Origin of the sequence: Pantoea sp. SORGH_AS_0659 (assembly GCF_031453915.1) — a bacterium.
GTDB classification, from domain to species: Bacteria; Pseudomonadota; Gammaproteobacteria; order Enterobacterales; family Enterobacteriaceae; genus Pantoea; species Pantoea leporis.
Map to the genome: position 1 here is coordinate 694,261 of NZ_JAVJAK010000003.1, position 14,190 is coordinate 708,450.

A 14,190-nucleotide genomic window follows, 5' to 3' on the forward strand; every position below is an offset into this window, starting at 1 on the left:
GCTTTATCTCTTTCTAACAGGTAACGTCTGCAATGGCTCTGATCCCTAAAAACTACTCGCGGCTGGAAAGCGGCTATCGTGAGAAAGCATTGAAAATCTATCCGTGGGTATGCGGCCGCTGCTCGCGTGAATTTGTTTATTCCAACCTGCGCGAATTAACCGTTCACCATATCGATCACGACCATACCAATAACCCAGAAGATGGCAGTAACTGGGAGTTGTTGTGCCTCTATTGTCACGATCACGAGCACTCGAAATACACCGAAGCGGATCAGTACGGCACACGTGTTGTGGCAGGTGAAGATGCGCAGAAGGATGTTGGTGAAGCCACCTATAATCCTTTTGCCGATTTGAAGGCCATGCTGAATAAGAAAAAGTAAGGCTAGTTTCAGAAATAGCGATCGCCATAAATGGTGTAACGCTCGCCAGTTAAGACATGAAAATCCCTCATTACCGAGAGCACACATTTTAGCGGCGCAATTCATTGCGCGATAAATCGCGCCGCTACGGAAGGTGCGGTGATTTGATACGGCGGTTAACTGATCGACATTACGCCATTTATGGCGACCGCGTTACGCTTACTTATTGGTCTTTGTACTATTGCTAAACTGCTCGGTGAGATAGTTGCTGGTGTTATTCAGCACGCTGACCATCTTATCCAGATTGGTGAACTGCTTTTTATACCGCGCAATCGTGTCATCAATACGTTTGCTGGCGGTATTGTACTGATCGGTTAGCGTATTCAGTTTTTTACTGATGGAATCCGTCGCGCCCTGCAACACACCTTTACTGCTGAGAAATGCGGTGAATGTGGTGTTCAGCACCGTCGAAACACCGGTTTTTTTGCCATCACCGACAAACATGTCCCGAATCGCTTCTGGTTTCACTTGCAAGCTGGTGGTCAGTTTGGTGGCATCCAGCTTAAGTTGGCCGTTAGTGGGATCGGTAGTAATGCCCGCCTGAGATAGCGTTTTATAAACACCTGAACCCGAGCTGTTGGCCAGAATACTTTTCAGTTGCACCTGAATATTACGCAGTGTGCCATCACCGAGTAGCGCTCCATTCTTCCCGTCCGGATCTTTACCCGCATCCACTGGCGTGTATTTAGTCAAACTCGCCATCGTATCCTGCAGCGAGTTATAGGCATTCACCCAATCGGTAATGGCGGTTTTCGCCTTGTTGGTATCGCTGCTCACCGTCAGCGTTTGGTTGCCGCTGGTTTCATCGTTAAGCTTCAGCGTGATGCCTTCCACCGCGTCGGTGATAACGTTGCTGCTGCTCTCAATCGCCACATTGTTTACGGTCAGCTTGGCATTCTGCGCCTCGACGCTTTGCGCCATCCCGCTGCTGGCCGCATCTGATGCATCAAAGCCGATAAAATCCTGCAAGGTATCATCGCCGGTCACGCTCAGCGATTTCACCGCATTGGCGGTGCCGGATGCCGATGATGTCAGCGACAAACGGTATTCCGTGGCGGAGACCTTGATCAGGCTTGCAGTAACGCCAACGTCGGATTTGTTGATGGTGTCACGAATCGCCGAAAGCGAAGTCTGATCTTTGGTTAGCGTAATGCTTTTCTCTTTACCTTCCGCGTTAACAAATTTCAGGGTTCTGGACGCGGCATCGCTACCTATCGCCGCTTTGATATCGGTTTTCGTCTCGCTGGTTAGCGTCTGGGATTGCGCCAGCTTCTGCACGCTGATGGTATATTTTCCCGCCAGCGCATTGCCGTTGGAATCGGCGCTAAACGCACTGGAACTGGATGCTGTGGTCGTCGAAGTATAAAGCGCGGCATCGTTTAATTTATTGTTTGCCGTCTGGAAGGTCTGAATCGCGGTTTTAAGGGTGCCGTAGGCGGACAACTTCGCGGTCGCAGCGGATTGTTGTTTGGAAATCGGTGCCAGCGATTGTTTTTCTGCCGCGGTCAGTTTGTCGAGAATGGTGCTTAAACCCAGTCCTGAACCGACGCCTAATGTTGAAATCCCAGTCATGTACGCAACTCCTGTTAATTTAACGTTACGGTACTATCGGCAGCCTTAACGCAAACTTTATAGAAATCTGATCATTTCCTTACGTTATCCTTACATTCATTAAATTGCGCCATCAACGCATCTGATTAATTGCGCTGGAAATATGATGCGTTTCACATTTAACTGTCGCTCTGCTTGTCGGGAAAGCAGAGCCGATTATGATCTGGCGAGATTGTTACTGCGTTCAGCGCAGGCAAAACCTGACACGCCGTCCTCCCGGTGGGTCAGGTTTTTTATTTTCAGGGCAGATAAAAAATGAAAATCGCGAAAATCCTCAACAATAATGTCGCGGTGGTGCTGGGCGACAACGGCAAAGAACAGGTGGTGATGGGACGCGGTTTGGCGTTTCAGAAGCGCGTTGGCGACGAACTGGATGCACAGCAGATCGAAAAAGTGTTTGCGCTACAAAGCGACACCTTAACGGGCCGGCTCAGCGAACTGCTGTCGGATATCCCGCTCGAGGTGATCACCACCAGCGAACTGATCATTGCCAACGCACGTCAGCAGCTGGGCCAGCCGCTGCATGAAAGCCTCTCCATCGCACTGTGCGATCACTGCCATTTTGCGATTGAGCGCCATCAGCAAGGCATCCCGATTCGTAACGTGTTGAAGTGGGAGATCAAAACGCTCTATCCGAAAGAGTTTTCATTGGGTATCGAAGCGTTGGAACTGATTAACCAGCGGCTGGGCGTAGCGTTGCCGGAAGATGAGGCCGGATTTATCGCGCTGCATCTGGTGAATGCGCAGCTTGGTAGTGATTTCGCCGATGTTTCGCACATCACGCAATTTATGCAGGAAATCCTGCATATCGTGAAGTATCGCCTGCAGCTGGATTACCGCACAGAGAGCCTGAGCTACAACCGTTTCGTCAACCATCTGAAGTTCTTTGCGCAACGCATGTTGGGCAAACGCGGCGTGTGGAGCGAGGATGAATCTTTGCATGATGTGGTGCGCGACAAATATCCGCTCGCCTATCAATGTGCAGAAAAGATTGACCAGCATATTCAGCAGAAATACCTGTATCAGCTCTCCAGCGAGGAACGCATGTTTCTCACCATTCATATTGAGCGGGTACGCAAAGAGACGCTGGCGTTGCAGGATGATGCGGACGAGGCGTAAACCAGGTGCGCATGATTGCGCACCCTTCATTCAACTCACTTATTTCAACGCTGCACCATGGCTACGAATCACGTCCTGATACCAGAAGAAACTCTTCTTACGTGAACGCGCCAGCGTGCCGTTACCCGCGTCATCGCGATCAACGTAGATAAAGCCGTAACGCTTGGAGAACTCGGCTTTTGACGCGCTGACCAAATCAATCGGCCCCCAGCAGGTATAACCCAATACCTCGACGCCATCTTCAATCGCTTCACGCACCTGCACCAGATGATCGTTGAGATACTGAATACGGTAATCGTCGTTAATTTGCCCGTCCGCTTCCACCACATCTTTGGCACCAAGCCCGTTTTCTACGATGAACAATGGCTTCTGATAGCGGTCATAGAGGATGTTAAGCAGAATGCGCAACCCTTCAGGGTCGATCTGCCAACCCCAATCGGAACTCGGCAGATGTGGGTTCGGCACCATCGAGAGAATGTTGCCGCGCGCTTTCTGGTTCTCCTCTTCGTTAGTGGTAACGCAGCCGGTCATGTAGTAGCTGAAGGAGATGTAATCGACGGTGTTTTGCAGGTCATGCTTATCGGCATCGGTGATCTCAATGCTGATGTTACGATCGGCGAAGAAGCGCTTCATATAGGCCGGATACGCGCCGCGCACCTGTACATCGCCAAAGAACAGCCATTCGCGGTTCTGTTGCAAGGTTTCCAGCACGTCCGCCGGACGGCAGCTCAGCGGATAGAGCAGCGCGCCCAGCAGCATGTTACCGATTTTGCCGTCCTTAACGATTTCATGGCAGGCTTTCACCGCGCGCCCGCTCGCCACCAGCTGATGATGAATCGCCTGATAGATTGCCTGCTGATCGCTCTCTTCCGCCAGACCTACGCCGGTGAACGGCGCGTGCAGCGACATGTTGATCTCATTAAAGGTCAGCCACAGCTTCACCTTGTGCTGGAAGCGGGTGAACACCGCGCGCGCATAGCGTTCAAAGCAATCAATGGTGATGCGATTGCCCCAGCCACCGTACTTTTTGATCAAGCCGTACGGCATTTCGTAATGTGACAGCGTCACCAGCGGCGTGATGTTGTATTTCGCCATCTCATCGAACAGGCGATCGTAATAGGCTAATCCCGCTTCATTAGGTTCCGCTTCATCGCCCTGCGGGAAGATGCGCGTCCAGGCAATCGAGGTACGCAGTACGGTAAAGCCCATCTCGGCGAACAGTTTAATGTCCTCCGGGAAGCGGTTATAGAAATCGATGGCGGTATCCTTGATGCCAAAATCGTCATCGCTGCGCTCGACGCGTGCACCAAATATGCCCTTGGGTTGCAGGTCGGAGGTCGATAAACCTTTGCCACCTTCCTGATACGCGCCTTCAACCTGGTTTGCGGCAACGGCGCCGCCCCATAAAAATCCGTCCGGGAAACGTTTAGTCATCTGTTTGCTCCTCTATTATTTCAGCACGGCCAACAACGGAGCGCCTTCGCTCACGGCCGTGCGGCTCAGGGTTAACACATCCACAAAGTCATCGCTATTACTCACCAGCACCGGCGTAGTAAGGTCAAAGCCTGCGGCTTTAATCGCATCGAGATCGAACTCCAGCAGCAAATCACCCACCTTGACCGGCTGATCGTTCGCTACTTTGGGTGAGAAATAGTGTCCATCGAGCTTCACGGTATCGAGGCCAACGTGGATCAACACTTCTGCGCCCTGCGCCGATGTCAGGCCAATCGCATGGCCGGTGCGGAACATTGACGACACCACGCCATCGATCGGCGATACCACGCGGCCCCGCTGCGGGATAATCGCCGCGCCTTTACCGAGCAATCCGCTGGCAAAAGTTTCATCTTTAACCTGATCGAGCGGAATGACATCGCCCGTCATCGGACTGACCACGCTTTCGCGGCGCGTCAGGCTGGTGGGCGGAGCAACCGCTGCCGGCGGCGCAACCGCTTCGGTTGCGAGCTCGGTCAGACCGAACAGATAGGTGCTGACGCAAGCGAAGATCAGCGCCACCGCAGCACCGGCAAATGCCGCCAGCACGCTGGCATCAATGCCGCTGTTCGGCACCACCTGAATAAAGGTGAACACGCTCGGGAAACCAAAGGAGTATATGGTGGTGTGCCAGAAGCCAAGGATCGCCGCGCCCAAGGCGCCACCGATGCAGCCGAAGATAAACGGACGACGGCGCGGCAGCGTCACGCCATATACCGCCGGCTCGGTGATGCCGAAGATGCTGGCGGTAAAAGCCGATCCCGCCATCGCTTTCAGTTTCGCTTCGCGGGTGCGCAGGAAGATGCCTAGCGTGGCGCCCGCCTGGCCCAGCACCGCAGGCATCAGCAAGGGCAGTAGCGTGTCGTGACCAAAGTTGGCGAGGTTGTTCAGCATGATCGGCACTAAGCCCCAGTGCAGACCGAAAATCACGCATACTTGCCAAATCGCGCCCATCACCGCACCCGCGATCATGGGGCTCAGGCTGTAAATCCACAGATAACCTTCGGCCAACATGCGGCTCAGCCAGGTCGCCGCCGGACCAATCGCCAGAAACGTCAGCGGCACGGTGATCAGCAGGCAGCACAACGGCGTAGTGAAGTTACGCACCGCGCTGGGCGAACGCGGATGCACCCAGCGTTCAATCAGGCTGGAAACCCAGGCCGCGAAAATAATCGGAATCACCGACGAGCTGTAGTTCAGCACTTCGAGCGGGATACCGATGAAGGTCAGCGCATTGCCCTGCTGCTGCTGTTGCAGCACTTCGAGAATCATTGGATGCACCAGCGCAGCGGCAATCGCCATGCTGACAAACGGATTACCGCCAAATTTTTTACCGGCGCTGTAGCCGAGCAAAATCGGCAGGAAGTAGAACAAACCGTCGCTGGCGACAAACAGCACTTTGTAGCTGCCGCTGTCGGCACTCATCACGCCGAGCACCAGCGCCAACGCCAGCAACCCTTTGATGATGCCGGTGGCGATCATCACGCCGATAAACGGAGTAAAAATGCCGGAAACCAGATCGATAAAGCGTGCAAATAACCCTTGTGGTGCAGCGTTATCTGCGGCCTCGCTCTGATTATCCAGCCCGTGACGTGACGTGAGTTCGCGATACACTTCCGCCACCTGATTGCCAATCACCACCTGATATTGGCCACCGCTCTCCACCACCATAATCACGCCAGGATTGTCTTTTAACGCCGCAGTTTGCGCTTTTTGACTGTTTTTTAGTTTGAAGCGTAAGCGCGTGGCGCAGTGCATCACGCTGATGATGTTCTCTTTGCCGCCAACACCGGCAAAGATGTCATCCGCCAGTTCCTGATATTGCATCACTCTTTCTCCTGAACAATGCCCTGATGCTGACAAGTTGATTACTGCATTCCATCACTGCAGATTCCGTAGCGGCGCAATTTATTGCGCGATAAATCGCGCCGCTACGGAATTTGCGTTCTGAGTTTCGTCCCGAATTTCGCGCAAAAAAAAACCTGAGACGCGCCCTCTTCAACTGAAAAAGGGCGCGTCTCAGGTTTTGCCTGCCGAACAGTAACAATCCTTAACGGGCGCAATAATGCTAACAGCGCGGAAAAAGTGGCAAGCAGTTTTAACGAACGATGCGGAAAACTGTGAAGCTGCTCACCGATCAGATCCGTTTCAGTGCCGCTAAAGCCAGCACGCTGAGCAGCGCACCGATCACCATCAGCAGCAGATAACTCATCCACTGCAGCAGCCAAATTCCCAACACACCGCCGCCCAAAAACGCCAGCACGGTGTAAAAATGCAGCTTAAGCCGCTCAATGTAGAGCGGCGCATCTTTGGGGGATTCTTTGCGGCGCAGCACATCAAACAGCATCGCCAGCTCAATGCCGATATCGGTCGCGGTGCCAGAAACGTGCGTGGTGCGCACGCGGGCGTTGGAGATGCGCGTCACAACGGCGTTTTGCAATCCCATCAAAAAACTCAGGCTCAGCACCAGCAACACGCCGGAGCCGCTAAAGCGAAACCAGCTTTCAATCACGCCGAGCAGCAGCAAAGCGATGCCTTCAATCAGGATGTTGATGGCGTAGATGCCGCGAATCTGGCGCCGTCTGCCGGAGTTGATTATCAGCGTTGAGACAGAAGATCCGGCGATAAACAGCAGCACGATGAGCAGAAAAAACAGGCCGACGTGCAGATTGGCTTTGGCCAAATGGTCGGAAAGTGAGGAGACATTGCCGGTCATGTTCGCCGAGAAGAAGCCGACCGTTTCAAACGCTGCGGTGTTAAGTGCGCCCGCAACGGCGGCCAGCGTGCAGGCCAGACGAATGTCGGTATTGAAGGTGCGCGTGTTCTCGGCGGTGATTAGCATGGGAAATCCTGGCCCGGTGAAAGATGCGTATCTTCCTCCCGTGACCAGGAATTCTCAAGCGCCGCTACGCGGTTTGCTGATCCTGCTCTTGCTCGCTGAACCGCTCGCGCATCTCATTTTCGATCTGCTCGAGCGATTTGCCTTTGGTCTCCGGCAGCATAGTGATCACGAAGATCAGCGAGCCGACGTTGATGGCAGCAAAGATAAAGAACGCGCCATTGCCGGTGGCGGAGAGCAGCGGCGGGAAGGCAAACGCCACCGCCGCGTTACAGATCCACTGGAACGAAACCGCAGCGCCGGTCAGCACGCCGCGCACTTTCATCGGGAACAGCTCCGACATCAGCAACCAGTAAACCGGCGAAATGCACATCTGCATAAAGAACAGGAACACCAGGATCGCCGCCAGCGCGAAGATGCTTTGCGTCATGTCCTGTGGCATCAACAGCAGCACGCAGCCCAGTGCCAGCTGCATGGCGATCACTACCGACAAACCGGTCATCAGCATGGTACGACGACCAAAACGTCCCACTGCTTTGATGCCCACCATGGTCGCCAGCACCGAAACAATCCCGTTACCGATTGTCGCCGCAATCGAGGCGTTGGTGCCCATGCCGGTGGTTTTCAGAATCACGGGCGTGTAGTACATAAAGGCATTCACGCCGGTGAACTGGATAACAATGCCGAGCCCCGCGCCCACCAATAACAAGCGAAGAATCCATTTCTCTTGCAGCAGTTCACGCGCTGACGGCCCCTGACGCGCCGCTTTAGCGTGCTGGCGCATCTCCGTCATCTCCTTTTTCACTTCGCGTGGCGTTTCACGCAGTTTGTGCAGGATACGGCTCGCTTCTTTGATGCGCCCTTCTGCCACCATCCAGTGTGGCGACGCTGGCACAAAGAAGGTGCCGATAAACAGCAACGCGCCAGGAATCATCGCCATCGCCAGCATATAACGCCACAGATGCGGATCGTTAAGCGTGAAACTCATCACCGCGCTGACCACATAAGCCAGCAGCTGACCGGAAACAATCATCAGCTCGTTACGGCTCACCAGCGGCGCACGCCGTTTTGGCCCGGCAATTTCGGCAATAAACACCGGTACGGTTGAGGAACCGCCACCCACCGCAATGCCCAGCAGAAAACGCATCGCCACCATTACGTGCAGGTTTGGCGCTAAGGCGGTACCAATCGCGCCCAGCACAAAAATCAGCGCCAGAGAACGCAGCGTAATGCGTCGGCCAAAGCGATCGGAGAAATAACCACTGAGGAAAGCACCCAGCGCGGCACCAAATATCAGGGATGAAGTGACTAAACCTTCGGTGAACGGCGTGAGATCCAGACCGCCCTGATCAGGCGGTAAGGTCATAAACGGCAAGGCACCCGAGATAATCCCGGTGTCATAACCAAAGGCCAGCGCGCCCATGGTCGCCACTAAAACCACGAAGAAGATGCGCTGTTTGACGGTGAGATTACTTAGCGCTGAATCGTCGTCACTGTTTTGCTGCGATGTGTCCATTCCTGTTCCCTGCATATTGAACGCGCCTTGTAGCGCAAAGGTTGAAACCCAAAAGGCAGAAGTATAGTCAGGAATCGTAAAATGTGACGAAGGTCACTATTAATTCGACAAATTTCACCGCGCTTAATGATCATTTTCAATGATCGGCGTTTACGGCCTGGCTTTAACGCAACGGCGAACTAAAATTGCAGCGTGACTAGCTAGTCCTCAAATCTAACGGAACATTGATAAGAGGTCTTCCTATGAACAAACAGAGCTACAGAGGCGGCGCAGGGAATTTTGCTAACGATCCAGAACGTGCGAAAGAAGCTGGCAAGGCGGGAGGCAAAGCCAGTGGAGGCAACTTCAGAAACGATCCTGAACGCGCCGTTGAAGCGGGACGGAAAGGAGGCAAAATAAGTCGTCGTCCTCCAACGAAGTCTGAGTAAGGCGCCTTAGGATTTTGTCCGCCATGGATTGGCTTCACCCCCTTTTTGCATGTCCCAGCCTAAAACGGTAACCTATATACATATCACATACGATTCATATATAGGTTGCACCATGGGCATCGTAAAAATCTCTGACTTAATGCATGAGAATCTGCGCATCGCCAGCACGGCGATGAGCCGTTCCATCAACGCGCAGGCGGAACACTGGATGAAGATCGGCATGCTGGCCGAGATTTATCCGTCACTCAATCATCAGGAATTGACGCGCTTGCTGATGCGCGTTGAACGCGACAGCGGCGCGGATTTAGCGCAACTGCTCGACCATCCTTTATTCACCTCGCAGGGAATCGCGTAATGAGCATCAAACTGCACACCGCTGAAGAGATCGAACTGGCGCGTGCCGCTGGACACGCCGCCGCTAAAGTGCTGGAGATCATCACTCCGTACGTTAAACCGGGCGTCACCACCAATGAACTGGACGCGATTTGTCATGATTACGTGGTAAACGAGCTAAAAGTAGTGCCAGCAAATATTGGCTATCACGGTTACAGCAAAACGACCTGTACGTCAGTGAATCACGTGGTGTGCCACGGCATTCCGGGCGAGAAAAAGCTCAAGGATGGCGACATCGTCAACATAGACGTCGGCATCATTAAAGATGGCTGGTACGGCGACACCAGCCGCATGTATTACGTTGGCCAGCCGTCGGTGCGCGCCAAACGTTTGGTGGATATCACCTACGAATCGATGGTGGCAGGTATCAAAGTGGTAAAGCCGGGCGCGACCTTAGGCGATATCGGGGCGGCCATTCAGCAGGTAGCGGAAAAAGCCGGTTTCTCGGTGGTGCGCGAATATTGCGGTCACGGCGTTGGCGAGGTGTATCACGGCGATCCGCAGATTCTGCATTACGGCACGCCAGGCACGGGATTGGCGTTACAGGCGGGCATGATTTTCACTATCGAACCGATGATCAACGCGGGTAAAGCCGGCACCAGTGTACTGTCCGATGGCTGGACGGTGGTCACCAAAGACCGCTCGCTGTCAGCGCAGTGGGAACACACCATCGCCGTGACCGAAACCGGCTTTGATTTGTTGACGCCGTGGCCAGAAGGTACCGGCGAATATCCGGCAATTTAAAAAAAGATCCAGAACGCATATGCCGTTCTGGATCACCCTCGCATTAAGCGGTTTGACGCAGCGTAAACACGCTCACGCTATTCACCATATTCGCCGCCTGCTCGCTCAGCATCGCCGACGCCGCCAGCGATTGTTCCACCAGCGACGCATTCTGCTGCGTAGTGATATCAATCTGGCTAATCGCGGTGTTGATTTGGCTGATGCCGTCTGCCTGCTCGCTGCTAGCCTGATTGATCTGCACCAACAACTCTTTCATCTCAGCCACGTTGGACATCATGCCGTTCATCAATTTATTGGCATCCGTCACCATATCGCGCCCATCGGCAATACGCGTGGACGACTCCTCAATCAAATTACGGATCTCATGCGATGAGGTGGCGGTTTTCTGCGCCAGCGCGCGCACTTCCTGCGCCACCACGGCAAAACCGCGACCATGTTCACCCGCGCGTGCGGCTTCTACCGCAGCATTGAGCGCCAGAATATTGGTCTGGAAAGCAATGGAATCGATCAGGTTGATGATCTCCGCCATGCGGCTGGCAGAATCATTGATTTCGGCCATTTTGCTGGCGACGTTGTCCATCATGCTGGCATTACGTCCTACCGTGGTTTCCGCCTTAGCGGAGAGATCGGCGGCAACGTGGGTATTATTACGCGTGTTGCTAATGGTGGCACTGAACTCCTCCACCGAGGCCGCCGTTTGCTCTACCGAGCTGGCCTGCTCTTCCGTACGCGCCGCGAGATCGTTGGTGCCCGACATGATTTCGCTGGCGCCGCCGGAAATCTGTTCTGCGCTAATGCGAATATGGCTGACAATATCAGACATCTTTTCCTGCATCTGCTGGATGGCGTTAATTAACTGCCCCATTTCATCCTTTCGCTGTTCATGAAAATCAGAACTGAGATCGCCATCCGCCACTCGACCAAGAAAGGTGATCACTTTTTTCAATGGCACGGTAATCGAGCGGATAATAATCCAGCCAATAAATGCTGAAAGTAAAATAGCCACCACAAAAATAATCAGCATGGAAATTTTCGTTTTGCCGTATGACGCCATAAAATTATTATAGGATCCATCCATTTGCTGCTCTTGCAGGGTAATAAATCCCTCAACTTCATCGATATAATTTCTTTGCGCTAAGGCAAGCGTAGAAAAATAGAAATTCACTGCTTTTGTCACATCACTATTCACTAAATCGAAGAATACATTTCGCTCTTTAAGGAACTCTGCTCGCCTCACTTCCACGCGCTTGAGAAATGCGATTGATTCATCATCGGAAGCCAGCTTATTTAACTGCTTATAGGTTTCGGTAATTTTCTTCGAGGCATCCTGAAGATTGCTCTGAATCGTTGTCCGGCGTTGCGCATCAATCGGGCTCAGCAGCAGCGCCTGCTGCTGCACCGTTACGTTGATCTCATCAATTAATCGGTTGCCCAATGCAATAGTCGGGTAATCGTCTTTCATCATGCCATTAACGCCGGTTTCCGCTAAGAACAGCGAATTTAATCCGAGTAACGCCACTAAAAGTAGCATCGCGATATTGAGCATAGAGGATATTGTAAGTTTGGTTCGCAACTTTACATTACGTGAAAATCTTTGAACTACGTCCATTTAGAAACCTCAATGATTTTGATTGAAAAGTAGTGAAGACAATAATGTTGTTTTAAAAAACAGAAGAGGCTCCGGGCGTTAATCGGCAGCATCTCTGCTGTTATCGTCAGCAATTTCATTAACATTAGAGACGATGATTGATAGGGTCACATTTCAAATATCAGACGCGGAGTGTTATTTTGCTGAAATCGATTTCATTGATCAGTTCCATTTACTGATAGGGAATAACATAAAATTCTAAGCCTGGTTTTTTTACTTAATTTAGAATAAAGGTTCTCGCCAGGCTAACAAATAGCAAAGAATGATCCTGATTTTATTATTTGCAGCAATTTGACTAAGGGAAAACAGTTAGTTTCTCTGTAGCGTTTAACCTGCAAGCCAAATTTAGCGGTCAGCAGAGCAAGGCTGCCGACCGCTTATAGTTATCCGTCAGACTGCGGCTACCGCGCTATGCAAAATGGCCTCATTCGCCACGTCCGGCAGCTGATGGAGAAGCCAATCTGCCATCTGGATTTCATGTTGCAGGATCAGCTGGAAAGTCTTAATGCCTTTGCTGTCCGCCGCCTGCTGCGCTGCGGCCAGTAATGCGGTGTAGGTTGCCACTTTATAGTTACAGAACACGTAGCTACTCACCGCAATGCGCACGCCCTCTTCATTGCGCAACATATCGCTCGCGGCTTGCCCAACGATCGACAATCGTCCTAACGCGTCTTTCAGCGCTGACCAGTTACTGTCGTAGCGTTTCAAAACGTCTTTCACCCACTGCTGCTGTTCAGCGGTTTGTTGTGCATATTGCTTCATACGTGCCTGCAACAGCGGGAACTCCTCCAGCCGCAGCGTAGCTGCCTGCAGCAAAGGCTCTGCATGTTTTTCCATCGCATGCGCATCGCGCAACCAATCCAGATATACAAATTCCTTGGTCATCAATTTGCTCCGGTAGTGAGAAGAACATCGACAGTTAGCTGCCTGATGGGTATGACATCAGCTCATTTAGGCTAATTGAGCAAAATAAGCGAAGCGTTAATTTAGGCTAAACAAGAAGATTAATTAAACGTAGCAAGCAAGCGTCAAGCTGCAAGTAATGTGCGCAAGAATTGCGATTGAGGTTATAAGTAAATGTGCTTACCGCTTCGCTTATTATCTGGCTAGAGAAGCTTTCTTTTTAATGTTAAAAATCTTAAGCAAGTAACTAATGGTAGTTACATTTAGAGAGAAGTGAAAATTTAACTGGAAGTAACATAAGCAAGCCTCTTAGAATTAAGACTTACGAGAAACCCAGGCTTGAAACTGGAAAAAATGGCACTACATTTATTTTGCATCATGTTGGTATTTAAAAAAGAGGAGAACCAATGACGGACGCTAAGAAGCTACCCGATGAGGAAGAAAAAAAGCCGCAACGTCGTGGTGGTGCAGGCAACTTCGCAGAGAACAAGGAACGCGCGGCTGAAGCCGGGCGCAAAGGCGGTCAGGCTAGCAGCGGTAACTTCAAAAACGACCCGGAGCGCGCCATTGAAGCAGGAAGAAAAGGAGGGAAAATCAGCCGACGCAAATAACATTCTTCCCAAAAGAATAAACATCTAACATCATTTTACTTCTGCACAACACTCTCCTGATACTGTATTTACGCTTCGCTTAAATACAGATTTATCCATGTCAGGAGGGTTATTTCCAGCTAAAAATCCGTATAATCGATTATTTCTTGATCAACTTCAATTTATTTACCGCTTCGCTTATCCAGGCTTTACCCTTCGCTTATTAACCACAAAATTACATTTGCAAGCTAATAATAAATGCCTGACTCAAAATTATATATGTACATGTTACTTAAACTGGTACAACTTTTAGAGAAGAATTCTGACAGATGACTCAGAATAATCGGAGGTGGATTAGCGTAGCTGCCGCTCGCTGGTAATTTAACTAACCGTCATTTGCACTGAGGGAGTGACGACAACAATCACCTGCATTACGTATGCTCGCTCTTCATGGCAACCAGGTTTGCATCAATGCCCGCTAAGATGTCA

Annotated in this window: 13 protein-coding genes; 6 read left to right on the plus strand and 7 right to left on the minus strand. The window is 51.7% G+C overall.

All coding sequences use genetic code 11. The features are described from left to right. Positions 1-32: 32 nt before the first annotated feature. Positions 33-380: an HNH nuclease YajD gene (yajD, locus tag Q3H59_RS24360; protein WP_101761311.1), complete on the plus strand. Its 348-nt coding sequence runs from the start codon at positions 33-35 to the stop codon at positions 378-380. Positions 381-578: 198 nt separating this feature from the next. On the opposite strand, the gene fliD is transcribed toward yajD, so the two are convergent. Then, positions 579-1,991, minus strand: a complete 1,413-nt coding sequence (gene fliD / locus Q3H59_RS24365) for a flagellar filament capping protein FliD (RefSeq protein ID WP_110867167.1) — start codon at positions 1,989-1,991, stop codon at positions 579-581. Positions 1,992-2,285: 294 nt separating this feature from the next. Between fliD and licT the strand changes: the two genes are divergently transcribed. Further along, complete coding sequence (gene licT, locus Q3H59_RS24370) at positions 2,286-3,149, plus strand: BglG family transcription antiterminator LicT (RefSeq protein ID WP_309837791.1); 864 nt, start codon at positions 2,286-2,288, stop codon at positions 3,147-3,149. Between the two features lie 39 nt (positions 3,150-3,188). Here the strand turns inward: licT and Q3H59_RS24375 are convergent, their stop codons facing one another. The 4 genes from Q3H59_RS24375 to Q3H59_RS24390 form a co-directional block, all read right to left on the minus strand. Next, positions 3,189-4,583 (minus strand): glycoside hydrolase family 1 protein, encoded by a 1,395-nt coding sequence (locus Q3H59_RS24375; RefSeq protein WP_277975259.1) that lies wholly within the window; start codon positions 4,581-4,583, stop codon positions 3,189-3,191. A gap of 15 nt (positions 4,584-4,598) precedes the next feature. After that, positions 4,599-6,467, minus strand: a complete 1,869-nt coding sequence (gene bglF, locus Q3H59_RS24380) for a PTS beta-glucoside transporter subunit IIABC (RefSeq protein WP_309837794.1) — start codon at positions 6,465-6,467, stop codon at positions 4,599-4,601. Between the two features lie 310 nt (positions 6,468-6,777). Further along, complete coding sequence (locus tag Q3H59_RS24385; RefSeq protein WP_110867163.1) at positions 6,778-7,482, minus strand: YoaK family protein; 705 nt, start codon at positions 7,480-7,482, stop codon at positions 6,778-6,780. A gap of 64 nt (positions 7,483-7,546) precedes the next feature. Continuing rightward, positions 7,547-8,995 carry a sugar porter family MFS transporter gene (locus Q3H59_RS24390; protein WP_137387035.1) on the minus strand — a complete coding sequence of 483 codons (1,449 nt, stop codon included), beginning with the start codon at positions 8,993-8,995 and terminating at the stop codon, positions 7,547-7,549. 242 nt (positions 8,996-9,237) lie between these two features. Between Q3H59_RS24390 and Q3H59_RS24395 the strand changes: the two genes are divergently transcribed. The 3 genes from Q3H59_RS24395 to map all read left to right on the plus strand — a co-directional run bounded on the left by Q3H59_RS24395 (position 9,238) and on the right by map (position 10,560). Further along, a complete protein-coding gene (locus Q3H59_RS24395) occupies positions 9,238-9,423 on the plus strand; it encodes a general stress protein (RefSeq protein WP_101761305.1) in 186 nt (61 codons plus the stop codon). 112 nt (positions 9,424-9,535) lie between these two features. Next, positions 9,536-9,778, plus strand: coding sequence for a ParD-like family protein (locus Q3H59_RS24400; RefSeq protein ID WP_008106304.1), 243 nt, complete (start codon positions 9,536-9,538; stop codon positions 9,776-9,778). Further along, positions 9,778-10,560: a type I methionyl aminopeptidase gene (gene map, locus Q3H59_RS24405; RefSeq protein WP_271460289.1), complete on the plus strand. Its 783-nt coding sequence runs from the start codon at positions 9,778-9,780 to the stop codon at positions 10,558-10,560. Before Q3H59_RS24400 ends, map begins: the two co-directional genes overlap by 1 nt. Positions 10,561-10,603: 43 nt before the next feature. Here the strand turns inward: map and Q3H59_RS24410 are convergent, their stop codons facing one another. Together Q3H59_RS24410 and Q3H59_RS24415 are read right to left on the minus strand one after the other, a co-directional pair. Beyond that, on the minus strand, positions 10,604-12,169 hold the full coding sequence (locus Q3H59_RS24410; protein WP_309837797.1) for a methyl-accepting chemotaxis protein: 1,566 nt from the start codon (positions 12,167-12,169) through the stop codon (positions 10,604-10,606). Between the two features lie 429 nt (positions 12,170-12,598). Then, complete coding sequence (locus Q3H59_RS24415) at positions 12,599-13,093, minus strand: DUF892 family protein (RefSeq protein ID WP_222183016.1); 495 nt, start codon at positions 13,091-13,093, stop codon at positions 12,599-12,601. Between the two features lie 425 nt (positions 13,094-13,518). Here Q3H59_RS24415 and Q3H59_RS24420 point away from each other — a divergent pair, with 425 nt between their 5' ends. After that, the gene (locus tag Q3H59_RS24420; protein ID WP_064740224.1) at positions 13,519-13,722 is read left to right on the plus strand and encodes a general stress protein; all 204 of its coding nucleotides are present in this window, start codon (positions 13,519-13,521) and stop codon (positions 13,720-13,722) included. Positions 13,723-14,190 lie beyond the last annotated feature (468 nt).

Coding starts and splice junctions, on each gene's coding strand:
- yajD (WP_101761311.1), top strand. CDS start 33: ATGGCTCTGATCCCTAAAAACTACTCGCGGCTGGAAAGCGGCTATCGT.
- fliD (WP_110867167.1), bottom strand. CDS start 1,991: ATGACTGGGATTTCAACATTAGGCGTCGGTTCAGGACTGGGTTTAAGC.
- licT (WP_309837791.1), top strand. CDS start 2,286: ATGAAAATCGCGAAAATCCTCAACAATAATGTCGCGGTGGTGCTGGGC.
- Q3H59_RS24375 (WP_277975259.1), bottom strand. CDS start 4,583: ATGACTAAACGTTTCCCGGACGGATTTTTATGGGGCGGCGCCGTTGCC.
- bglF (WP_309837794.1), bottom strand. CDS start 6,467: ATGCAATATCAGGAACTGGCGGATGACATCTTTGCCGGTGTTGGCGGC.
- Q3H59_RS24385 (WP_110867163.1), bottom strand. CDS start 7,482: ATGCTAATCACCGCCGAGAACACGCGCACCTTCAATACCGACATTCGT.
- Q3H59_RS24390 (WP_137387035.1), bottom strand. CDS start 8,995: ATGGACACATCGCAGCAAAACAGTGACGACGATTCAGCGCTAAGTAAT.
- Q3H59_RS24395 (WP_101761305.1), top strand. CDS start 9,238: ATGAACAAACAGAGCTACAGAGGCGGCGCAGGGAATTTTGCTAACGAT.
- Q3H59_RS24400 (WP_008106304.1), top strand. CDS start 9,536: ATGGGCATCGTAAAAATCTCTGACTTAATGCATGAGAATCTGCGCATC.
- map (WP_271460289.1), top strand. CDS start 9,778: ATGAGCATCAAACTGCACACCGCTGAAGAGATCGAACTGGCGCGTGCC.
- Q3H59_RS24410 (WP_309837797.1), bottom strand. CDS start 12,169: ATGGACGTAGTTCAAAGATTTTCACGTAATGTAAAGTTGCGAACCAAA.
- Q3H59_RS24415 (WP_222183016.1), bottom strand. CDS start 13,093: ATGACCAAGGAATTTGTATATCTGGATTGGTTGCGCGATGCGCATGCG.
- Q3H59_RS24420 (WP_064740224.1), top strand. CDS start 13,519: ATGACGGACGCTAAGAAGCTACCCGATGAGGAAGAAAAAAAGCCGCAA.